At 46.2% G+C, this 22,845-nt stretch carries 20 protein-coding genes; 12 read left to right on the top strand and 8 right to left on the bottom strand.

What is annotated here, in order from left to right; all coding sequences use genetic code 11:
• Entirely contained in the window at positions 1–1,467 is a 1,467-nt protein-coding gene (ubiD, locus tag EV690_RS01075) for a 4-hydroxy-3-polyprenylbenzoate decarboxylase (RefSeq protein ID WP_131911097.1), read from the top strand.
• 115 nt (positions 1,468–1,582) lie between these two features.
• Positions 1,583–2,275: an NAD(P)H-flavin reductase gene (fre, locus tag EV690_RS01070; RefSeq protein WP_131911096.1), complete on the top strand. Its 693-nt coding sequence runs from the start codon at positions 1,583–1,585 to the stop codon at positions 2,273–2,275.
• Here fre and EV690_RS01065 read toward each other — a convergent pair.
• From EV690_RS01065 to hemC, 4 genes are read right to left on the bottom strand one after another with little or no spacing between them, the layout of a single operon-like run.
• Positions 2,272–3,456, bottom strand: a complete 1,185-nt coding sequence (locus EV690_RS01065) for a heme biosynthesis HemY N-terminal domain-containing protein (RefSeq protein WP_131911095.1) — start codon at positions 3,454–3,456, stop codon at positions 2,272–2,274. The genes fre and EV690_RS01065 overlap by 4 nt on opposite strands.
• The gene (locus EV690_RS01060) at positions 3,453–4,532 is read right to left on the bottom strand and encodes a uroporphyrinogen-III C-methyltransferase (RefSeq protein ID WP_131911094.1); all 1,080 of its coding nucleotides are present in this window, start codon (positions 4,530–4,532) and stop codon (positions 3,453–3,455) included. Before EV690_RS01060 ends, EV690_RS01065 begins: the two co-directional genes overlap by 4 nt.
• A 9-nt stretch (positions 4,533–4,541) precedes the next feature.
• A complete protein-coding gene (locus EV690_RS01055) occupies positions 4,542–5,270 on the bottom strand; it encodes a uroporphyrinogen-III synthase (RefSeq protein ID WP_165872621.1) in 729 nt (242 codons plus the stop codon).
• Complete coding sequence (hemC, locus tag EV690_RS01050) at positions 5,257–6,189, bottom strand: hydroxymethylbilane synthase (protein WP_224054949.1); 933 nt, start codon at positions 6,187–6,189, stop codon at positions 5,257–5,259. Before hemC ends, EV690_RS01055 begins: the two co-directional genes overlap by 14 nt.
• A 332-nt stretch (positions 6,190–6,521) precedes the next feature.
• On the opposite strand from hemC, the gene EV690_RS01045 reads away from it, so the two are divergent.
• Positions 6,522–9,023: a class I adenylate cyclase gene (locus tag EV690_RS01045; protein ID WP_131911091.1), complete on the top strand. Its 2,502-nt coding sequence runs from the start codon at positions 6,522–6,524 to the stop codon at positions 9,021–9,023.
• Between the two features lie 4 nt (positions 9,024–9,027).
• Here EV690_RS01045 and cyaY read toward each other — a convergent pair whose 3' ends face one another.
• A complete protein-coding gene (gene cyaY / locus EV690_RS01040) occupies positions 9,028–9,342 on the bottom strand; it encodes an iron donor protein CyaY (protein WP_131911090.1) in 315 nt (104 codons plus the stop codon).
• Between the two features lie 73 nt (positions 9,343–9,415).
• Between cyaY and lptM the strand changes: the two genes are divergently transcribed.
• From lptM to EV690_RS01010, 6 genes are read left to right on the top strand one after another with little or no spacing between them, the layout of a single operon-like run.
• Positions 9,416–9,556 carry an LPS translocon maturation chaperone LptM gene (lptM, locus tag EV690_RS01035; RefSeq protein WP_131911089.1) on the top strand — a complete coding sequence of 47 codons (141 nt, stop codon included), beginning with the start codon at positions 9,416–9,418 and terminating at the stop codon, positions 9,554–9,556.
• Between the two features lie 30 nt (positions 9,557–9,586).
• Positions 9,587–10,837: a diaminopimelate decarboxylase gene (gene lysA, locus EV690_RS01030; protein ID WP_131911088.1), complete on the top strand. Its 1,251-nt coding sequence runs from the start codon at positions 9,587–9,589 to the stop codon at positions 10,835–10,837.
• Between the two features lie 9 nt (positions 10,838–10,846).
• Entirely contained in the window at positions 10,847–11,677 is an 831-nt protein-coding gene (gene dapF, locus EV690_RS01025) for a diaminopimelate epimerase (protein WP_131911087.1), read from the top strand.
• Positions 11,674–12,372: a DUF484 family protein gene (locus tag EV690_RS01020; RefSeq protein ID WP_131911086.1), complete on the top strand. Its 699-nt coding sequence runs from the start codon at positions 11,674–11,676 to the stop codon at positions 12,370–12,372. The genes dapF and EV690_RS01020 overlap by 4 nt, the downstream gene beginning before the upstream one ends.
• Complete coding sequence (gene xerC, locus EV690_RS01015) at positions 12,362–13,270, top strand: tyrosine recombinase XerC (protein ID WP_131911085.1); 909 nt, start codon at positions 12,362–12,364, stop codon at positions 13,268–13,270. The genes EV690_RS01020 and xerC overlap by 11 nt, the downstream gene beginning before the upstream one ends.
• Positions 13,271–13,954 (top strand): HAD-IA family hydrolase, encoded by a 684-nt coding sequence (locus tag EV690_RS01010; protein ID WP_131911084.1) that lies wholly within the window; start codon positions 13,271–13,273, stop codon positions 13,952–13,954.
• Between the two features lie 170 nt (positions 13,955–14,124).
• On the opposite strand, the gene EV690_RS01005 is transcribed toward EV690_RS01010, so the two are convergent.
• On the bottom strand, positions 14,125–14,793 hold the full coding sequence (locus tag EV690_RS01005; protein WP_131911083.1) for an ATP-dependent Clp protease proteolytic subunit: 669 nt from the start codon (positions 14,791–14,793) through the stop codon (positions 14,125–14,127).
• A gap of 1,067 nt (positions 14,794–15,860) precedes the next feature.
• Here EV690_RS01005 and uvrD point away from each other — a divergent pair.
• Entirely contained in the window at positions 15,861–18,032 is a 2,172-nt protein-coding gene (gene uvrD / locus EV690_RS01000; protein ID WP_131911082.1) for a DNA helicase II, read from the top strand.
• Between the two features lie 8 nt (positions 18,033–18,040).
• Here uvrD and rarD read toward each other — a convergent pair whose 3' ends face one another.
• Both rarD and EV690_RS00990 read right to left on the bottom strand, forming a co-directional pair.
• Positions 18,041–18,943: an EamA family transporter RarD gene (gene rarD, locus EV690_RS00995; RefSeq protein ID WP_131911081.1), complete on the bottom strand. Its 903-nt coding sequence runs from the start codon at positions 18,941–18,943 to the stop codon at positions 18,041–18,043.
• 74 nt (positions 18,944–19,017) lie between these two features.
• Positions 19,018–19,632: a hypothetical protein gene (locus EV690_RS00990; RefSeq protein WP_131911080.1), complete on the bottom strand. Its 615-nt coding sequence runs from the start codon at positions 19,630–19,632 to the stop codon at positions 19,018–19,020.
• Positions 19,633–19,872: 240 nt separating this feature from the next.
• Here EV690_RS00990 and recQ point away from each other — a divergent pair, with 240 nt between their 5' ends.
• On the top strand, positions 19,873–21,666 hold the full coding sequence (gene recQ, locus EV690_RS00985; RefSeq protein ID WP_131911079.1) for a DNA helicase RecQ: 1,794 nt from the start codon (positions 19,873–19,875) through the stop codon (positions 21,664–21,666).
• Positions 21,667–21,814: 148 nt separating this feature from the next.
• A complete protein-coding gene (corA, locus tag EV690_RS00980; RefSeq protein WP_131911078.1) occupies positions 21,815–22,768 on the top strand; it encodes a magnesium/cobalt transporter CorA in 954 nt (317 codons plus the stop codon).
• The last annotated feature ends 77 nt before the right edge of the window (positions 22,769–22,845 follow it).

Raw genomic sequence — 22,845 nt, 5'->3', positions numbered from 1 at the left:
ATGAAATACCGAGATCTACGTGAATTTATCGCTTTGCTCGAATCACGAGGACTGTTAAAGCGAATTCACCAAACGGTTGATCCATATTTGGAAATGACCGAAATCTGCGATAGAACCCTTAAAAAACAAGGGCCTGCACTTTTGTTTGAGAGTGTCAAAGGCCATAAGATGCCGGTGTTGGGCAATTTATTTGGTAGTGAAGAGCGAGTAGCGTTGGCCATGGGGCGTGAGCAGACCAGTGAGCTTCGTGATATCGGTCAGTGGCTGGCTTACTTAAAAGAGCCCGAACCACCACGCGGTTTGCAGGAGATCATGGAGAAGCTGCCCATTTTTAAGCAGGTTCTGAATATGCCGACTAAAACTCGCCGCAAAGCACCTTGTCAGGAGGTTGTCTTATCGGGGGAGGACGTCGATTTAGATCAATTACCGATTCAAACCTGTTGGCCCAAAGATGCCGCTCCGTTAGTAACCTGGGGGCTAACTGTGACGAAGGGGCCGTTTAAGAAGCGTCAGAATATCGGCATTTATCGCCAGCAAAAGTTGGGTAAAAATAAGCTCATTATGCGTTGGCTTTCGCACCGGGGAGGGGCGCTGGACTATCGTGAATGGCAAGAGGTCAACCCGGGCAAAGCATACCCGGTTGCTGTGGCTTTAGGATGTGATCCGGCGACGACGCTGGGAGCTGTGACGCCAGTACCTGACTCGCTCTCAGAATATGCCTTTGCTGGTTTACTGCGCGGTTCGCGCACGGAAGTGGTTAAATGTATCAGTTGTGATCTGCAGGTTCCGGCAACCGCTGAGATTGTGCTGGAAGGTTATTTGATGCCGGGGGAAGAAGCCGTCGAGGGTCCCTATGGCGATCACACGGGTTACTATAATGAAACGGATACGTTCCCAGTATTTACCATCACACATATGACCCATCGCAAAGATCCGATCTACCACTCTACCTATACCGGTCGGCCGCCTGATGAACCGGCGGTGATGGGTAAAGCACTGAATGAAGTTTTTGTACCGATTATCCAAAAGCAGTTTCCTGAGATTGTCGATTTTTATCTCCCCCCAGAAGGGTGCTCCTATCGGCTCGCTGTCGTGACCATGAAAAAACAATATCCCGGTCATGCCAAGCGGGTAATGATGGGGGTTTGGTCGTTTCTACGCCAGTTTATGTATACTAAATTTGTGATTGTTTGTGATAGCGATGTTAATGCGCGCAATTGGCAAGATGTGATCTGGGCGATTACAACCCGTATGGATCCTGCTCGGGACACGGTGTTGATGGAAAATACACCGATCGATTATTTAGATTTTGCCTCCCCGGTCACCGGGCTGGGTTCTAAAATGGGGTTAGACGCCACTAATAAATGGCCTGGTGAAACCAATCGTGAATGGGGGGAAGCCATTGAGATGGATGCAGAAGTCAAACAGCGAGTCGATGCGATTTGGCCGTCACTAGGCATTGATTAGTCTGCGGTGATCGGGTGTAATGCACTGAAAGTTAAATGTTGTTATAAAAACGTATGCTAATAGTTAATGCTCGGAAGTGTTAATATAGGGATACGATTAAAATGATGGAGTTTGCATGGAACGGATGAATTGCCAAGTTGAGTTGCTGAGTCCTATTTTAGATGATGTTTATGACGTTGTATTAAAACCTCAGCAAAGCTTTGACTACATTGCTGGACAATATCTGCAGGTGGTTATGGCAAATGATGATAAGCGCCCGTTTACAATCGCAAATGCCCCAGGAGAGCAACATTTGCAGTTGCATATTGGCGCTACCCCAGAGAACTTATACGCTGGTCAAGTGTTAGAGCGCATGCGCACTGAAGGACAGATTGATATTGAGATGCCGTTTGGCCGGTCAGTGATCGAACAGACACCAGAACGGGATGTTCTGATCATGGTTGGTGGGACTGGATTTTCCTATGCCAAAGCGTTGATTGAAGCCCTTAATCAGATGCCACATTCGGTGAATGTCTATCTGTATTGGGGGGGGCGGAACCTCGGTGGATTGTATTTATACGAGTTGGCGCAACAATGGCACGATGCTGGTCAGGTTCAATTTAATCCAGTGATTGAACAGCCGATTGCGCAATGGCAGTATCATACAGGGTTAGTTCACGAAGCGGTCTTAAGTGATTTTGCATCACTTAAAGACGTCGATGTATATGTTGCAGGGCGTTTTGAAATGGCCGCCGTTGCTCGCGATGCCTTTTTCGCTAAAGGTCTGATTGCCAGCCAGCTGCATGGCGATGCATACGAATTTATTTAATTAGATGTCTCGGTTGTGCGCAGCTGAAATGCTTGCTGATACCAACTCAGTGCCTGTTCAGATTCATGGCGAGCAGCACTGATATCTCCTAAAAGTTTGCAGTTTCGGGCACTGGGAGAAATCTCTTGGCTCTTTTTAAGCGCCTCGCTGGCAGGGTCTAATTGGCTATTGAGAATGTAAATGGCCCCCAGTACGGTTAATAGGGTGGTATTTTGCGGGTCATTTTTGCTTAACGATTCCAGCTGACTGATGAACTGCGTCGCTTGTTCTTTGGGCAAGCGTGGCAATATCGATAAGCTGGTTGGATCTTTTTGTTTGATCTGCTTTTTGAGCAGACTGGTGATGAGATCGGTCCGCTGTAATTTGAGCAAAGCCGGTAAAACGGCGCGTAATAACCACGATTGCTGTTTTAACTTGCGTGAGAGGTTATGCCAAAAGCTTTCGAATTCGCCCTCACTTGCGCTCGCCAGTTGATTGAATTTCCCCCGATAGCTATATTCCAGCTCTTCTTGCCAGCGTTCGGGTTGGAATTTACTTAAATGCTCTAACAGTTCTAACTGTTTGTCCCAATCGTGGTCGGCTTTAGCCAACTGATAATGAATTTGCATTGCCGAAGGGCGATGCTGTTGATTGCTGGGTAATTGTTCTAACAGTTGGCGCGTGGCTTCAATATCACCACTTTCCAGTTTTAGTTTGGCTCTTGCCAACCAAACCGCTTGACGAGTTTGTGAATCGCCACTTTTCTTATCGGCTTTTGCGAGTAGTTTGTCGCTTAATTTGAGTTCCCCTTGATTGGCAGCTGCGCGCGCGGCAGACAGGTAGTTCAATGAGGGGGAATCACTGCTTTTGGCTGACTTTGCCAGTTGTTGATGCGCATTTTCATAATCACCCTGATACAGTGATAGCAAACCTTCCTGCGTTTGTTTACGCGCTATCGCCTGTTTGCGATTTTTCATGCCATAGCGCAATCCCGGAAAGACTTGCCAGAGTTGCTTAATTAAGGCACTGAGCAGTTGCACTAGAATATAAATGACAACCAACGCGGTCACGCCACCTACGACTGACATTTCAATGGTGTAATGGCCGAAGGCGATTAAAATGTAACCTTGATGACCTTCCAGTAACGGCCCGGCAATCATGCCTGCGGCGACGACCAAAAGTAATAAAAATAGCCGAATCATTTAGCCTCCTCCTTGGACGAATCTTGCTGGCTAATCTGATCAACGGCCTTGTCGATCAGTTCGACACTATTGAGCTGGCCCGGCTTAACGGCTGCAACGGATTGTTTTTGCAACTGAGCAATGGCGTTTACCAAATGCTCCGCCGCAGGGTTGTGCGTAAAGTATTGGGACAGCCATTGACTGGCCTGCGTTAAACTCTGCTTATACAGTTTGGACTGATGATTTCCTGCTGCCAGTGCCGCCTGCTGTAATTGTAGCTGTAAATTTTGTTTTAGGTACCAAGCTTTTTCTGGCGCGAGCAATGGTTTGGTATCACTATCTCGGCGGCGAACGGTGACAAACTGATTGATAAATTTATGCCAGCTGTCTGCCAGTCGCGTTTTCCACGATGGTTTTTGCTCACTTGGCACCGCTGCATCGCTCACTTTGGGAAGATTCACCCGAGTGAGCGACAGATGGGCAATCTGCTCACGCAGGCTGTTTATCTGAATCATGATGCCCTCAATATCAACCTTGGGTAGTGAATCAAGTTGATTGATGTCATCGGCCAAGGCCCGGCGCAGTGGAATATATTTGGGATCGTGTAACTGCGCAATGCCTTTATCGGCGCTTTTAAGGAGCGCAATGGCTGAAGTAATATCACCTTCAAGCCAAGCTTTGCGGGCTGCTAAGTGCACTAAATACTGGGCTTCGTACAGCCGCCATTGGTTTAAGTCATGAATATTCAGGTTGGCCAGCTGTTGTTTGAGTGCTTGCGTCGTGTTTTGCATCTGGCTGAGCACGATTCGGCTTTGACTACTCTGCGTTTTCAGATCTTGCTGGTTTTGCGCCAATTGGGCGCGTAACTGCGCGGCTTGTTTGGCTGCAGTGGTTTGTGCCGAGCTTAAAGTGCTTTGTAATTGGGCGTTTTGTTCACTCAATTGTTGCACTTGTTGGGTCATTCCATGTATCTGCTGCCAGCCATATCCGCCTACCGCGACCGATACAATAAGCGCAACAGCAGCAAGAACCCATGGTCCTTTAGAAGGCTTCGATTCCGGTTGCTCTACAATAGGTTGAGATGATTGATCGGACATAGAGGTTCCTTAAACAATAGATCTGAGAGTATCGATAAGCGCATCAACATGGGCCCCTCCACAGTTATACACATGGCGAAACGGAAAATCGATCATTTGTATAATTCTTTTGCTGGGGACAATGAGAGTACATTCACTGAGCCAGTCTTGCATGGTTGCTAAATGGGCTTGTTGAATAAGTGTGCTGACCTGCAATGCACTGGTGCAGACAATGAAGTTTATATTAGTAGTTTGCCAGTGGTGAAATTGTACTGCTGTGATCGACTGAGGAATTTGCCGATAACAGCACAATTCATTGACCTGAAATCCAATGGCTGTTAGCTGTCCAGGTAGCCAGTTCCGCGAAGTTTCTCCGCGTAAAATAAGAATGCGCGCGGTTGGTGGTGCTTGGTTTTGCAGCATATCCAAGAGGCTTTCACTATTGGCGTGCTCTGGACACGTGACATTGAGATTGCAGGCTTGCCAAGTTTTAGCGGTTTTCTGGCCAATGGCGATATATCGGCTATTGGGCCAATGCGTTGGTGTTAAAAATGTAAAAACGCGTGGACTGAGGGCGATGATGATATCAAAACCTGCTAAATAATCGTCCAACGCGGCGCCCGTTAACGTTGGCATGGCTTCAAATGCAAGGAGCGGGGCCGCCTTGGCATCAAAGCCAAGTGATTGAAGCCGTTGGCAATCTTGAGAACACGCTGGTTGAGGGCGAGTCAATAACAGATGAATGTTAAACGGGATCACCACCAAGTTCCTGTAATATTTGGCGAGCGCCTCGGTTTAATAACTCTTCGGCTAGTTGCTCACCTAGTTGTTGATAATTTTCTCTTGGGCCACGCACTTCGCCTTGGATGAGGGTTTTGCCATCGGTCGTTCCTACCAGCCCTTTGAGCGTTAAATGGTTGTGTTCATCAATGCTCGCGTAACCACCGATAGGAACCTGACAGCCACCGTTGAGGCGGGTATTCATGGCTCGTTCAGCCAGTACCTGATCATGGGTATCGGCATCTGCCAACGGTGCCAGATACTGGTGCAGTTGGCTATCATCACTACGACATTCAATGCCGACCGCCCCTTGTCCACAGGCGGGCAACATCTGTTTATCATCAAGTACACAGGTAATGCGCTCTTGTAATTTTAGCCGTTCAAGGCCCGCGCAGGCTAGAATAATAGCGTTGTACTCTCCCGCATCCAATTTCCCAAGGCGAGTCCCGACATTGCCACGGAGAGTTTTTATTTCAAGATCGGGGCGAAATGCTTTGAGCTGGCTCTGCCGACGCAAACTAGAAGTACCGACGATTGCCCCTTGTGGCAATTGGGCAAGTGATTTGAAGTCGTGGCTAACCAAGGCGTCAAATGGGTTCCCTCGTTGGCAGATAGTCGTCAAAGCAAGTCCGTCAGGAAAAGCCATTGGTACATCTTTCATGGAATGTACGGCAATATCGGCTCGCTCTTCGAGCATAGCCACTTCCAACTCTTTAACAAACAAGCCTTTACCACCAATTTTTGCCAGAGGTGTATCGAGTAACTTATCGCCACGTGTCGTGATCGGAACAAATTCGACCTGGATATCGTCATGATGGGCAAGCAACGCATCTTTAACATATTGGGCTTGCCAAAGGGCCAATGCACTTTGACGCGTAGCAATTCGAATCGTAAACACGATGAAAGTCCTCTCTGGTTGAACGATTTTTTGAAAAAATACCGTAACGGATTATTGTAGTTGCCGCGATAGCTGACTTTTGCAGGCCAAAAGTCATTTCATCATAACATGCTTAAATAAAAACATCTGTAATCAAGACGCGTTGCTTGTATGCCCTATCTATATGAGTTCATGGGGAGAATTGATATCCATCATTTTAGTGGTGGTTTTTTCATCAGTTTTATTTACCAATATTAGATAAACTGTTAACATCGTCACACTGTGATTGTGATTCACCTATTCTACTACCGGGATTTCTGAGCGTGGTCATTTAATAATCTTTAGGTCCAGTTTTGCAACAACATATCGAAAAATATTTAGCTCGGGCCACTGAGTATAGTAACTGGCGACGAGCTTTTGCTGTCCAAAGTATGAGTTCAAATGCCCGTCAGACATTTGAACTGATCCCGCTGTTGCTGCATTTTAACCATCCTTCTATGCCTGGATTTGTCGGTGATGAAACGCCTTGTGGTGTCAGTTTATACCGGAGTAGTTCCCGCCATCAGATCATGCTGCAAAAACATTTTGGCTGTAATGCCGAAGAGCCGCAATCCCGACAAATTTGGGGGTTGTATAGCATGGGCAGTACCGCGTCGATGGGTCAATCTAGCGACAGCGATCTAGATATATGGGTGTGTCATGGCAGTGAGCTGAATATCGCGCAACGCGCTCTTTTGCAGACCAAATGCAGTGCCATTAGTGAGTGGGCGGCGGCTCGTCAGGTCGAACTGAACTTTTTTCTGGTCGAAGAAAACCAGTTTAAATCTGGTGCCATTAGTGAATTGTCAGCTGATAATTGCGGCAGTGCTCAACATTTACTATTACTGGATGAATTTTATCGCACTTGTTTACGCATCGCGGGGAAACATCTGGTTTGGTATGCGGTGCCCGCTGATTTGCCGATTAGTTATGATGCGTTTGTCGCCCAGCAGCGTGACAACGGTGTTTTTGATAACGAACACTGGCTGGATTTAGGTGGGCTGGATAAAATCCCAGCCGAAGAATATTTTGGTTCTGCGTTGTGGCAGCTTTATAAAGGGATCGATTCTCCCTATAAAGCGGTGTTAAAACTGGTGTTAATGGAGTCGTATTCGGCTGATTATCCTAATACCCGGTTGTTGGCTTGCGAAACGAAATCTCGTTTTCAGCACAGTGATGTCTTCGATTATCGTATTGATGCCTATTTTATGATGCTCGAGCGGGTGACTGCATATTTGCAACGCATTCGCGATTACAAGCGGTTGGATTTAGTGCGGCGCTGTTTTTATTTGAAAAACAACGAGCGTTTCAGTTTACCAAACTTGCTTGGCCATCATGATTGGCCGCGACAGGTGATGAAACAGTTGGTGCGTGATTGGAATTGGGATGATGAGCGCTTGCGTTATCTGAATACCCGTCAGCGCTGGGGCGTTGTTGAGGTCAAAGCGGCTTATTCGGAGTTGTTGGATGCCTTGATGCTCAGCTATCGAAACCTGATTCATTTTGCTCGCTTAAATGACATTAGCGAGTCGATTAACGCAGAAGATATTGGTATTTTATCGCGTAAACTATACGCTGCTTTTGAAAGTTTGCCGGGTAAAGTCACTCAGATTAACCCGCAAATTTCCCCCGAGCTGGCTGAGGCCGATCTCTCTTTTGTGCAAGTGGCCAATGGCAGTGCGAATGCAACAGGGTGGTATTTGTATCGTCAGCCTTTGCAAAGTCGAATGATGGTCGGTGAGAAAGTGCTGGAGCACTCCGCGTATATTAGCAAATTAGTCGCGTGGGGATATTTCAATCAACTGCTGGTGAACGATACTCGCTTGCATGTCAAAGTTAAGGCAGGCGATCTGGATAAAAGTAAATTAAAAGAATTTACCGATGATCTCCGGCATGCCTTTCCGGTTAAAGTCCCGCCCGCTTCGAATTTGGCGTTGACGCGGCCGTGTGAAATTAGTCATTTAGGGATTTTCCTCAACTTAGAGTCTGACCCAACGGCCAACTGGGCCGGAAAAGTGATCGAGTTTGATGCCGCCGAGCCTGATATTTTTGCTTTTGGGGATCCCGCAGAATGCTTGATTGGTTCTATTGATCTGGTATACCGCAATTCTTGGCATGAGGTTAGAACGCTGCATTTTAGCTCAGAGCAAGCGGTGACCGATTCGCTGGTGACCATTTTGAGCAAAATGCATCGCAATGCCAATCCTCCTGAGCATATTGATGTGTTTTGTTACAGCAACCATTTCCGCTCAGTGATTGTGACCAACTACCGTAAATTACTCGTTGAGTGTGTCAGTTATCGTTTAGCTGCCTCGGATGCGCGGCGTAAAATAAAAACATTGGTACTTGGCCAACATAAATACGGGCTCTTTTTCGAAGAGCGTGGCGTATCGGTGAAACCGTTGGATAACAGTATCGATTTCTATACCGAGCATTCGAGCAGTAAACTCGAGTCGATGTTGTTGCGTCTGGATGCGGATAAGGCAGTGACGATTCCTTCGATTGTTAACGCTCAAGCCAGCGAAGGCTTGGTGCAGTATTTCTTTGAGCAGCTTGGTAGTGATTTAAATATCTATATTGTCGATGAACAAAATCGGGTTGAGGTGTATCAGCAGTTCGATGGCTCTAAAGATGAGTTAGTACAAGGGATCAATCGGTTTTATACTTCGAGTCGCGATCAGTTTAGTAATACAGCCGCTCCGATTGATTTTAATCTGCCGCAGTTTTATGACATTGTCGAACAGGACGGCGCGATGATGGTCCGTCCTTATCGAAGTCCAGTGCCGCAAGATCCGGCGCAACAGATTCAAGCTTAATCGATTAGCTAAGTATTAGCCTTTCCCCACTTTGTTGCTCAATAGCCTTGACGATAAATTCATTGAGCTCACCACCACCACGATTATCGACCCAGTGGTTATCTTGGTATTCAAAATGGTGGCCATCAGATTTAGTGGCTACCCAGATTTGATGCAAGGGTTCCTGCTTGTTGATGACCATGTGTGAGCCGTTCTCAAATAGTAGCTTTAACAGCCCGCCTTCGCCTTCATAATCGATGTCGCCCGGATGTTCATCCAGTGCTTGTTCCATGCGCTCGAAAAAATCATCGGCTAATTGGTGAAATTCACTGTCTGTCATGTTAGTTATCCTATTGCTTTTCTCGCCTTGGATGCGATGATAAAGGGATTTCTTACAGGATTAAACTTATATTATGGTAACTCGTATTATATTGATTGCCAGCTTATTGATCGGATTAGCTGGTTGTGGACAGAAAGGACCACTGTATTCACCGCATCCTTCGGCTAAATCTAGTGTGAGTCAGAATACGACGACACAACCTGCAAACGAATAACTAGCGTCAATCGTTCAAGAGGGATGACTTTTGGATTACTTTAATTATCAGGACGGTACTTTGTGTGCTGAGCAAGTTTCTCTGGCGAGCCTTGCTAAAGAACATGGAACACCTTTATACGTATATTCGCGAGCCACGATTGAGCGTCATTGGCAAGCGTTTAATGTCGCTGCTGGCGAACGAGAACATCTGATCTGTTATGCGGTCAAGGCCAATTCGAATTTAGGGGTGTTAAACCTGTTGGCGCGATTAGGCTCAGGGTTTGACATCGTCTCTGGCGGTGAGTTGGCAAGGGTCATAGAAGCGGGGGGGGATCCGAGCAAAGTGGTGTTCTCTGGGGTCGGGAAAACGGCCGATGAAATTGCCCAAGCGTTGGATGCCGGCATTTTTTGCTTTAATGTCGAATCGCAGAGCGAATTAGAACGTATCAGTGAAGTGGCAACTGCGCGTGGTCAGATAGCCCCTATTTCGCTGCGAATTAATCCTGATATTGATGCTAAAACCCATCCTTATATCTCAACCGGCCTTAAAGAAAATAAATTTGGCATCGCCTATGAACAGGCGCTGAGCGTTTATCAAACAGCGGCGAGTTTACCGGGGATCGAAATCCATGGCGTGGATTGCCATATTGGTTCGCAATTGACGGAACTGGCGCCTTTTATTGAAGCTGTTGATAAACTGTTGTTGTTAATTGACCAGCTGGCCGACGTTGGCATTTCGATCGCTCACCTTGATGTGGGGGGGGGCCTGGGTGTTACCTATCACGATGAAGTCCCACCGGCACCCTCAGAATATGCCAAGGTGCTGCATGAGCGTCTTGGGTCTCGCAATATTACTTTATTGTTTGAACCGGGACGGGCAATCATGGCCAATGCGGGGGTTTTATTGACCAAGGTGGAATACCTGAAATTAGGGCAAGATAAAAACTTTGCCTTGGTCGATGCGGCGATGAACGATCTGATTCGTCCGGCTCTTTATGGTGCTTGGCAGAATATCGTGCCAGTGCAGCAAAATCAGCAGGCTCCAGAGCGCGAATATGATGTCGTAGGACCGGTCTGCGAAACCGGCGATTTTCTAGGTAAATCACGCAAATTAGCCATTCAGGCCCATGATATACTGGCAGTTCGCTCAGCAGGAGCCTATGGTTTTGTGATGAGCTCAAATTATAACTCGCGACCTAGGGCGGCTGAGATTTTGGTTGATGGTGAGCAAGCCTATGTCGTTCGAGAACGTGAAACTCGCCCAAGCTTGTGGTTGGGCGAACATCTGCTGCCATCATAAGGGGGATCAATGCTGATTAATTTTTCCAAGATGCATGGTCTTGGTAATGATTTTATGGTGGTGGATAACGTTACTCAGAACGCTTTTTTCTCCAATGACATGATTGCCCGCTTAGCTGATCGTAATTTTGGGGTGGGGTTTGATCAGTTACTGATCGTTGAACCGCCTTATGATCCCGAACTGGATTTTCACTATCGGATATTTAACGCCGATGGCAGTGAAGTGGAACAGTGCGGCAATGGGGCCCGTTGTTTTGCCCGGTTTGTACGCCTTAAAGGGCTAACCAACAAAAAGCATATCGCTGTCAGTACTCGCAGTGGCAAAATTATGTTGCACATCGAAAATGATGAGCGTGTGACGGTGAATATGGGGATTCCAATCTTGGAGCCGGGTAAAGTCCCGTTTCGGGCGAATAAAGTGGAAAAAACCTACTTGCTGCGCGAAGCGGATCAGACCTTTTTTTGTGGCGTGGTATCAATGGGCAATCCTCATTGTGTGGTCGAAGTGGATGATGTTCAAGGAGCGGATGTGCAGAGCATTGGCCCGCTTTTGGAGAATCACGAACGCTTCCCGCAACGTGCTAATATTGGTTTTATGCAGATCTTGAATCAGGAGCAGATTAAACTGCGAGTCTTTGAGCGTGGCGTTGGCGAAACGCTCGCTTGTGGTACTGGTGCCTGCGCTGCGGCAGTCGTGGGGCAACTGCAAGGGAAATTGGCAAGCAAAGTTGAAGTAGAGTTGCCAGGGGGGCGTCTGCTTATCCAGTGGGACGGAGAAGGACACTGCGTTAAAATGACTGGGCCTGCGGAACATGTTTTTGATGGACAGATTAATCTATGAGTCAAGTCAATCTGGAGCAATTACTACTTGATGATGAACTGGTTGCTGAATATTTGCAGCAGAACCCGGACTTTTTTACCCGTTTTCCATATCTGGCAGATCGGCTTAGAATTCCTCATCATCAACGTGGCAGCGTTTCATTGGTTGAACTCTCGCTGGAGAGAATGCGTGACAAAATTGCCGTATTAGAGACGGAAATTTCCGACCTATTAGGGGTTGCTAGCCAAAATGAACGGATCTTCAGGGTCTATGTCGACTTGTTACCGCAATTGTTACATTGCCCTGACTTTGCATCCCTACAGGATAAATTACAGAGTGCGATGGTTGAACAGCTGGGACTGAGTCAACTGTCGTTGCGCTTGAACCAAGCGCATTTGAGTCTTGGTGAACCGCTTGAATCATTTAGTTTATCTGCCGAGCATATGGAAAACTTGTGGGTCACGCGATTGTCCCACGAGGGACACTATTTTGGGCGGTTGACGCGAGGGGAGTTACAGCTACTATTTGCATCTCCAGAGCAGGTGCAATCCGTCGCCATTATGCCGCTTGGTGAAAGGGCTCGGTTGGGCGTACTAGCCGCCGCCAGCGATGAGGCAGATCATTATGTGGCGGGCATGGACGGGTTGTTGCTGGGACAGTTGTGCGAGGTGATTGCTACGTTATTACCGACACTGGTTGGTTGTGATGCTCAGTGAATCAATGCAAAAAATGGTTGATCGCTTCTTGCGCTATATTGCTAGTGAGCGACGCTATAGCGAGGCGACTCTGGATGGCTATCAGCGTAGCCTCAACCAGCAAGGCGCGATTTTGCAGCAGATGGATATTGGTGATTGGACAAAGGTTAGTCTAAATGACCTGCGGCAGATGGCGATGCGTATGAACCGGCAAAACCTGAGTGCCAGCTCGATTGCCAATAAACTGTCTGCACTGCGTAGTTTTTATCAGTTTATGCTGGAGCAGGGGATCATCGATGTCAATCCGGCTCGTTCGCTCAGTGCGCCTAAGCAGGCACGGCCATTGCCTAAAAATCTCGATGTGGATGCATTAGAACAACTGCTTAATATTGATGATCACTCGTTATTAGGGCTGCGGGATCGTGCCATTATGGAGTTGTTTTATGCTTCCGGATTACGTTTGGCCGAGCTCGTGGGGCTGAATATTAATGATGTTGACCTAAAACGTCGAGAATTGCTGGTATTGGGTAAAGGGCGTAAACAACGATTAGTTCCTTTTGGCTCGAAAGCGGTTCAAGCCCTTGAAAAATGGCTCAAAGTTCGTGGTCAGATCTGCCCGGTGGGAGAGCCAGCGTTGTTTGTTAGTATGCGCCAGCGGCGCATGACGACTCGCGCGGTACAACAGCGGTTAAATGTCTGGGCGAAACGACAGCATATTGGTAACCATGTCCATCCTCATAAATTGCGCCATTCGTTTGCCACCCATATGCTAGAGGGCAGTGGTGATTTACGGGTCGTGCAAGAGTTATTGGGGCATGCCAATCTGTCTACTACTCAGGTATATACTCATCTAGACTTTCAGCATCTGGCGAAGGTTTATGATGCCGCTCATCCTCGCGCTAAACGGAGTAAAAAATAGATGCAGTTTTATCGTCGTTGGTCTCGCCCCGTTGCGCTGAGTTTTGACTTGGATGATACCCTCTATGACAATCATCCGGTGATCAAACGAGCCAATGTCTGGATGGAAGATACATTAGCGGATGAATTAGGCCAGCGGATCAATTGGACAATCTATAAGAATAAGGTTCTCCAACACGATCCGATGCTGATTCATGATGTGACGGAGTGTCGCCGAGCTTGGTTATCGCTGGGCTTAAAAACGCAAGGTGTCGCACATGCTAAGGAACGCGCTAATGAGCTGATGGAAGCCTTTATTGCTGTTCGCTCTGATTTTAGTGTGCCCGAACGTAGCCATCAATTGTTGGCCAAATTGGCCCAACGTTATCCGCTGGTGGCGATGACCAATGGAAATGTAGACATTCAGCGCATTGGGATTGCCGAGTATTTTACCCATATCTATTATGCCGGTGGCGAATATCGTCAAAAGCCTTATCCTGATCTATTTCAAGCCACCGCCGAAGCCTTGTCGTTGCCGCCAGAGCAGATTGCTCATGTCGGTGATGATCCGCATACCGATGTCTATGGCGCGCTCTGTCATGGTTATCAAAGTGTCTGGTTGAATGACCGGCAGTCTCCTTGTCCTGTTCATTTACCGCATGTCAGTGTGACCGACCTTGCTGAGTTAGAGGCATTGCTGGTTTGAGGCATGATCAGCACAACTCAATCGTTGTGTTGGAGCCATCGTGATGATTGCGCATTTCATGATGGCTTCGGTCAAAGCAGGGGCTTATGGGCTCGGTGTTGCATAGAGGCCTGCTTATCTAGTGTTGCTTCACGCCATGATTGGCTCTGCGATAGCGTTTCATAAATACTTTAATCAGCAATGTAATAGTTCACGGGAGTTTTCTGCATCTTGGTAGCATAAGCGCTGATCAACTTATGAGTAATGGCTTTGTTGCCACTGATATAATGTCTTTCGCTTTCACTATAAAAGAATTTTTTAATCTCTGTGGGCGTGAAATTAGTACATTTTTGATAAATCGGCGTGACCATCTGTTGGGTATTTTCTAACATCTCTTCTATATTGGCTAACCCTGCAGGGGTTAATGTTTGGTTGTTGTTATGGTCCTTAAATGCCCAAGAGATGGGATGAAAGATAAATTGACTATGTTTAAACCCTAGCCGTGAAGAACCTGCACAGAAAATGACATTTCCCGCCGATGCAATGGTTGCTAAATTGATCGTGGTGACCGGGATAGCGGAACTCTTAATCGTCTGATATGCCGCCACAGCACTATTCATATCCCCGCCCATTGTGTTGATATAAAGATAGATATGTTGAGCCTGTTTATATTGAATATTGATTTGATTAATCGCAGCGATTAATTCAGACATATAATAATTATTTATCGGAGCCATATACATGACTTTCACAGCCTTCACCTGATTACTTGCAATGTTATTATTCCCCACTACCGTAAGGTTGGCAAAACTTGTTACAGGGAGGATCAGTAAAATAAAACACAAAAATGTTCTGAACATGATTGTAAACCTTCTTTAGTTAATTTTATAAAAGAACCATAAATAATACAGCCAAGATCTCTTGGCTTGTTTTAAAGTTGACATGTTTTTTGGAAAATATCTCTAACGAGATGAATATGTTTGATCATGAAGTATATGGGATTATTTTTGGAGTGATATAGACCACTTCTAAAGTAACTTGTTGAGTATTGCTTGCTTAAGAGCTGTTTATGGATGAATCGATTTGAGGGATTGTTTGACTTTTTTACAAATTGACTTTCATAAACTAATGAGTGACGAATCATACCTATTTCACGGGCTCGCGCACGACGTGTATAGTGCTCTGAATAAAAGAAGCACGATAATCTAAAAGCTAATGCGAAGAAAAAAACACTTAGCCCAATACGGCTGATAGATATTGCAAATTTAATTGCGTTTAAAGATGGTATTGGATAGGCAGACATTTTTTCGCTAAATAGAATATATGTCATACTTCTATTTAAAATGATAAGTATAGAAATTGATAAAAAATTTCTTCTAATGACAAAATATTTACTCATGATTTTTTATAGGTTGAATTTTAAATTCAATTTTTTATTCTTCTCGTTTTATATGTTTCTAGTAAAAAGAAAATCAATGAACCTAAAAATGATGAGTTCAATGAGTACGGTTGTGTTTTATGATTTAAAATTAGTTCAATAACGTTTATTGCAATAAAATATAAGAAAAAAAACATAACAGAGTGGATGAATAGTGCTTTTAATGATTTCAAGTTGTCCATTTATAACCTCAAAAAATAGCTCATTACAATAGCACCAGCAATGCTACAGCGTGATTGAATCGAATCAGTTGTGATCCAATCATATTTACTATTCAATTATTATAATGCTATAAACTATTTTATTATTTATAGCGCTATTGATATTTAAAGTCACGAACTTTTTTATTGATATGCTACATGTTACTTTTGGACTTTAGAAATGGTAGATGAAGGGTTGGTTCCAGCTGATAAAAATATGCCACTGCAACCCCGTAGCAGAGTTGGTATACTGTCTATTCATACATGTTTTAACGTTCGATAGGCTCCCATGGATATTTCATTACTGCTTGATGGTCTGAATGAGAAGCAGCGGCAGGCGGTTGCTGCACCTGCACAAAATATGTTGGTTTTGGCGGGGGCCGGCAGTGGTAAGACACGGGTGTTGGTCCATCGGATTGCCTATTTATTGCAGGTTGAAGGGGTTTCGCCCTATGAACTGATGGCCGTGACGTTTACTAATAAAGCAGCGGCAGAGATGCGTCACCGTGTAGCCGATCTGGTGGGGGCACGTTTTCAGGGTATCTGGCTCGGAACGTTTCATGGCCTCGCTCATCGCTTGTTACGCGCTCACTATCGCGATGCCAAATTACCGGAAGATTTTCAGATCCTCGATTCGGATGATCAATATCGATTGGTTAAACGTATCATTCGCGGGATGAACTTAGATGAGAAACAGTGGCCACCGAAACAGGCTATGTGGTTTATTAACGGCCAAAAGGATGAAGGGCTGCGACCTGAGCATATCGATTGGAGTTCCAACCCAATTGAACGTCAACTGGTGGAGATTTATCGCACCTATCAGGACGCTTGTGAGCGCGCTGGATTGGTGGATTTTGCCGAATTATTACTGCGCGCCTTGGAGCTTTTACGTAATAACAAAGCCATTTTAGAACATTATCAGAAACGCTTTCGGCACATTTTGGTCGATGAGTTTCAAGATACCAACGCGATTCAGTACGCTTGGCTGCGCTTACTTGCTGGCACTTCGTCGAAGGTGATGATTGTTGGCGATGATGACCAGTCGATTTATGGGTGGCGTGGTGCACGGGTCGAGAATATTCAAAACTTCCGCAATGATTTTGCCGATGTCGACGTGATTCGGTTGGAGCAGAATTATCGTAGTAGTGCCACGATTCTGCGCTCGGCAAATGAGTTGATTGCACATAATCAGGGGCGGTTGGGTAAAAACCTTTGGACCGAAGGGGCGGATGGTGATCCGATTTCGGTATATGCTGCATTTAATGAGGTGGATGAAGCCCGCTTTGTGGTGGCTAAGATTCGTCACCACTTACAGAACGGTGCCGCGCTTTCAGAATGCGCCATTTTGTATCGCAATAACGCTCAGTCCCGTGTGCTTGAAGAAGCATTGATGCAGGAACAGCTGGCCTATCGCATTTATGGTGGGGTGCGATTCTTCGAGCGACAGGAAGTGAAAGATGCTCTGGCATATCTGCGCTTGATGAATAATCGGCACGACGATGCTTCATTTGAGAGAGTCGTCAATACGCCGACCCGCGGGATTGGTCAACGCACGCTTGAACTGTTGCGTCAGGTCGCCCGTGAGCGACGAGTGAGCCTGTGGAATGGTGCAGCCCAAGCAGTGAGTGAGAAGTTATTAACAAGTCGAGCGGCCAACGCGTTGCAAGGGTTCATTCAGTTGGTCGATAATTTGGCGGCTCAAACCAGTCAGATGGAGTTAGCCGACCAAAGTGATTATGTGATCCGCAATAGTGGCTTGTTGGCAATGTACCAAAATGAAAAAGGTGAAAAAGCCGAAGCCCGCGTTGAGAACTTACAGGAACTGGTCACTGCCACCCGCCAGTTTGTTCCGGATGCCAACAGCGAAGAGCTTGCCCCTTTGGTTGCTTTTCTCTCTCATGCGGCTCTTGAGGCGGGTGATAATCAGGCTGAGGCGGATGAGAGTGCTGTGCAATTAATGACATTACACAGTGCTAAAGGGTTGGAGTTTCCCATTGTCTTTTTAGTGGGGATGGAGGAAGGGATGTTTCCTTCACAGCAATCAGCCGAGGAAGCGGGACGGCTCGAAGAGGAGCGCCGCCTGGCTTATGTCGGAATGACGCGAGCCATGCGTAAGCTGTATTTATGTCATGCTGAGAGCCGCCGATTATACGGTAAAGAGTCGTTCCATAGCCGCTCTCGTTTCATTCGCGAACTGCCACAAGATTGCCTAGAAGAGATCCGTTTGACGACGCAAGTGAGTCAACCCATGGGCGGAGGGCGTTTTTCTGATACGGCGACAGCGGCCTCTTTTGACAGTACTGGGTTATCGCTTGGACAACGGGTTTTACATCCTAAATTTGGCGAAGGGGTGATTTTACAATATGAAGGCAGCGGCGCTCAAAGCCGAGTTCAGGTCCAGTTTGATCACTCTGGAAGTAAATGGCTGGTCGTTGCGTTCGCAAGACTCCAGCCACTGTAAGTCCCTTTTTAGGGCGCGCCGATCCGTCGGCGGCGCTCTAATGTGGCATCGATAACAAAGATCACTAGCGCAACCCAAATAAAACCAAAAGTGATAAGTTTATCGATTGAAAACGGTTCAGAGTAGCCAATGACCGCGAGCAGGAACATCAAAGTGGGCGCGATATACTGAAAAAAGCCAAGGGTGGATAGACGCAGGCGAGTAGCCGCTCCGGCAAAAAAGAGCAAGGGAACGGTGGTGACAATGCCGGCGCTAATCAGCAACAGATCGAGTGGGAGAGGGTTGTTCAGTAAATTTCTGCTAGTGGAATGATCAAAGCCAGTTAAATAAATGAGCGCTATCGGTAATAACACGGTGGTTTCGATGCACAATCCACTCAAGGCCCCGAGCTTGAGCTGCTTACGCAGTAGGCCATAAAAGCTAAAAGTGAAAGCCAAGGTAATAGCGATCCACGGTAGGGAGCCAAATTTAATGATCTCAACGGCAACACCTAATGCGGCTAAAATAACCGCAAACCATTGCAGGCGGCGAAAACGTTCCTGCAAGAAAATCATACCGACCACTACATTCACCAGTGGATTAATAAAATAACCTAAACTGGCCTCCAGCAGGTGATCATTATTAATGGCCCAGATGTAGGTTAGCCAGTTGGCGCCAATGAGCAGTGATGTAAGAAATAATACCAGTAACTGACGCGGATTCTGGAGCACTCGATGCACTTGGCCCCAGCCTTTGGTAATAAAGAGTAATATAGCGATAAATACACAAGACCAGATGACTCGATGGGAGAGAATCTCAAAAGCATCAATAGCGCCGAGCTGTTTAAAATAAATAGGGGCAATTCCCCATAAACCATAAGCGCTCAGAGCATAGAGAACGCCTTGGCGAATCTGCGTGTTGGGCTGTGGCATAGTGTTGGCGTTTTATAAGTATTTTTAGTCAAACGACTAAAGCTAGCAGGAAAACACTATGCCAGCAATAAAATCTAGCAGTATACCTGAGACCCTAATTTATGAGTGGGTCTTGATTCCCAAAGGGGTTTGAGCAGTGGGTAATGACCACCCAACTCACATAAAAAAGCATTGAAAGCGTCAAAATGTTCATCACCGGCATCTAGTAATAATTGACGCAGATGTTCAAGCATACCAGCTAACATTCGGCTTACAGGTGGAGTATCAATGATTTGCCAAGCCTGCAGGCAAACTAACCCTGGGATAAGGTCGTGTTTATATCGCTCGATAAATTGCTCTGGCCATGGTTGGCGAACCACCTGAGTTACTTCCAGATATTGACACAGTGGTGATCGCAGCGCCATATACTGAACATGGCAGCGATCTCTAGCTGCAAGCGCGCTGGGCCGAATAAATTCTAAGCGACCCGGTTGACCCAGTTGATTAGCAAACAATCCCTGATGTTGACAGGCGATATGTCGACATTCAGGCAACAGATCTCCTGCTTCGTAGCCTTGGATTTCCTTTTCTAACCAGATTTTGAGTGCCTGATTATGTGGTAATTTATCAAGCTGTTCTTCACTGTAGGCTAGTAGCTCCCGAATGTACGCGTCAATCTGATTACGCGCATTGGTCTGACTCATTGTCATAACGACCTCCCGGAATTTTCTAAAGAACAGATAATAAGTATAGCTGCTGATTTGGCTCTATTCGACTATTTTTTGCTCGCTTTTTTGCTCGCTGAGGAGATTGCGGTTTTAGTCTGGTAAGGTAAACTATATGCATCTAAGCTGTGATGCCCTTCGGTCGTGTCATTTACCTGTTCCTATCTGCTTGATGGTCCTCATGAAAGTTGAGTTCCGCAACGCCAAGAAGTAAAAGAATCAGTCATGAAATCTGCCCAACAAGTGCTGCAAAATGTATTTGGTTACCATGATTTTCGCCCGGGTCAGGCGAGTATTGTTGAGCAAGTATTAGCTGGTCGGGATTCGTTGGTATTGATGCCAACCGGCGGCGGTAAATCGCTCTGTTATCAGGTGCCGGCGATGTTGCTCGATGGCCTGACTGTTGTGGTGTCACCGCTGATCTCGCTGATGAAAGATCAGGTCGATGCGTTGTTGCGCAATGGCGTCAATGCTGCATATTTAAATTCTACGTTGAGTTGGGAACAGACTCAGGCGCTGTTTGGTCAGTTAATTCGTCGTGAAATTAAATTGTTATATGTCTCCCCTGAGCGATTATTACATGGTGACTTCTTAAGTAATTTTGAATCATGGCAAGTGAAGCTCTTAGCGATTGATGAAGCCCATTGTATTTCGCAGTGGGGACATGATTTTCGTCCTGAATATAGTGCCTTGGGGCAGATTAAAGCTCGTTTTAGTCAGTTACCGGTCATTGCGCTGACGGCTACAGCCGATCAAACGACTCGAGAAGATATTTTGTCGCGGTTACAGCTGCAAAATCCGTTTCTGTATCAGGCTAGTTTTGATCGGCCTAATATCCGCTACACCGTTCAGGAAAAATATCGTCCTTGGCAACAATTGCAAGATTTCGTCAAGGCACACCATGATGAATGCGGTATTATCTATTGTACAAGCCGGCGAAGAGTCGAAGAATTAGCGTCTAAATTAACCGGGCAAGGGTACTCGGCAGCAGCCTATCATGCTCGATTAGGTTTAGCTGAACGCCAACGAGTTCAAGAAGCGTTTCAGCGTGACGAACTGAGCATCGTTGTGGCAACTGTTGCATTCGGCATGGGGATCGACAAACCCAATGTTCGCTATGTGATTCATTATGATATCCCGCGGAATATTGAGGCTTATTATCAGGAAACGGGACGTGGCGGCCGAGATGGTTTGCCGACTGAAGCGGTGATGTTTTATGATCCGTCAGATGCGGCACGTATTCGGCGGATGATCGATGAAACTAGCGATGAGCGCCAACGTCGGGTGGAAAGTCACAAATTTAATGCGATGGTGGCATTTGCTGAAGCACAAACCTGTCGGCGCCAAGTGCTGCTGAACTACTTTGGCGATTATCATGCCGAGCCGTGTGGTAATTGCGATGTCTGCTTAGATCCACCTCAGCGTTATGATGGCCTTGAAGATGCACAAAAAGCGCTTTCCTGTGTGTATCGGCTTAATCAATCCTATGGGATTGGTTATGTGATTGAGGTATTGCGAGGTAGCTTAAATCAGCGAATCGTCGAGCAAGGACACCAGCAGCTTTCAACTCATGGTATTGGTAAGAATCGCTCTCATGACCACTGGATGAGTGTCTTGCGCCAACTGATTCATCTTGGGTTATTGACTCAAAATATTACTCGCGGGTCGGTGTTACAGCTGACCCAGGCCGCACGCGCGGTTTTGCGCGGTGATGTAGCACTGGAGCTGGCTGTTCCTCGTCTTGATGTAGCGTCCAAACGGCATAAACCCGTTACATTTTATGACAAACGACTCTTTGCCCTTCTTCGAAGGTTGCGTAAACAACTGGCTGATGAAGAAGAAGTGCCGCCATTTGTGGTGTTTAACGATGCCTCATTAATTGAGATGGTGCAGCAACTGCCAACCAATGAACGAGAATTATTAAATATCTCGGGTGTGGGCCATAAAAAATTGGAACGATACGGGCAAGCTTTCCTTGACGCGATTATCCGTTATCAGAATAATCCACTGTCCGCTTAAAAGCGGCTCCCGGATTTAAGTTAAAAATACAAAGATGTCATAAAAATAGCTTATGATCTAAACATTGGCATCAACATGATTATTAATTAAAACAAGGTCGCGCTACTGCGCTGCTGGAGTTGCATATCGAGTACATTGGAGAGGATGCATGCTGAGATTCTTTAGAATTCAAGGGGGATTGATTCACGAGATTCAATCAACCGAAGATAATGTCTTGCAGTTATTACATGAAGCCGACTGGATTGACATGAACGAACCGAATGATGAGGAGCGCCTTCAGCTGCAGAGTCTGTTAAGTACTGACCTGCCAGAATCGAATGATGTTGAAGAGATTGAAGCATCGGCCCGATGTTTTGTCGATCAGGCGGGGATTCATGTGCATTCACTTTTTTTAAGTCAGAGTGAAGGGCGTCATCGTACGACCACCGTTGCCTGTATTTTACAAAAGAATCGTCTGATCACGGTTCGCGAAGGTGAGATTGCAGATTTTCGATTGTTACGGATGCGGGCGCGTCGAGCTCAGATTGCTGTTGAATCACCAGCAGAGCTTTTGGTAACACTGCTTGAGCATAAAGTGGAAAACCACGCGGATACCTTAGAAGATTTGCATCGCCAGCTCGAAGGGGTCAGCCACTTGGTTTTAGAAGAGCATGAAACCGAGCTCGATACGGTGATCGAAAAACTCGCCCGTTTAGAAGATAGTAACGGGAAAATTCGCTTGTGTTTGATGGATACACAGCGCGATATCTCCTTTTTATTGCGTCACTTACGGACTCAGCATGAATACGCTGAAACGTTGCGCGAGATTATGCGAGATGTGGATACGTTGATGTCTCACACCACCTTTTTGTTCGATAAAATTAACTTCTTGATGGATTCAACCCAAGGATTTATTAATATCGAACAGAACAAGATCATCAAAATTTTCTCGATTGCCTCGGTCGTTTTTCTGCCGCCTACGCTGGTGGCGAGTTTGTATGGGATGAACTTTAAGTTTATGCCTGAGCTACACTGGAGCTATGGTTACCCATGGGCCATCGGGCTGATGATCCTCTCTGGTTTTGCGCCTTATTGGTACTTTAAACATCGTGGATGGTTATAATTTTTAGTCTATGCTGAGGTGTTCGCAGCGCAGATGAGTTGATAAGCACTTCGCGGTATACTAGTTGGCTGTTGTTT

It is taken from the genome of Celerinatantimonas diazotrophica, from assembly GCF_004339545.1.
GTDB lineage: Bacteria > Pseudomonadota > Gammaproteobacteria > Enterobacterales > Celerinatantimonadaceae > Celerinatantimonas > Celerinatantimonas diazotrophica.
This window is presented reverse-complemented; position numbering and strand designations above follow the sequence as displayed.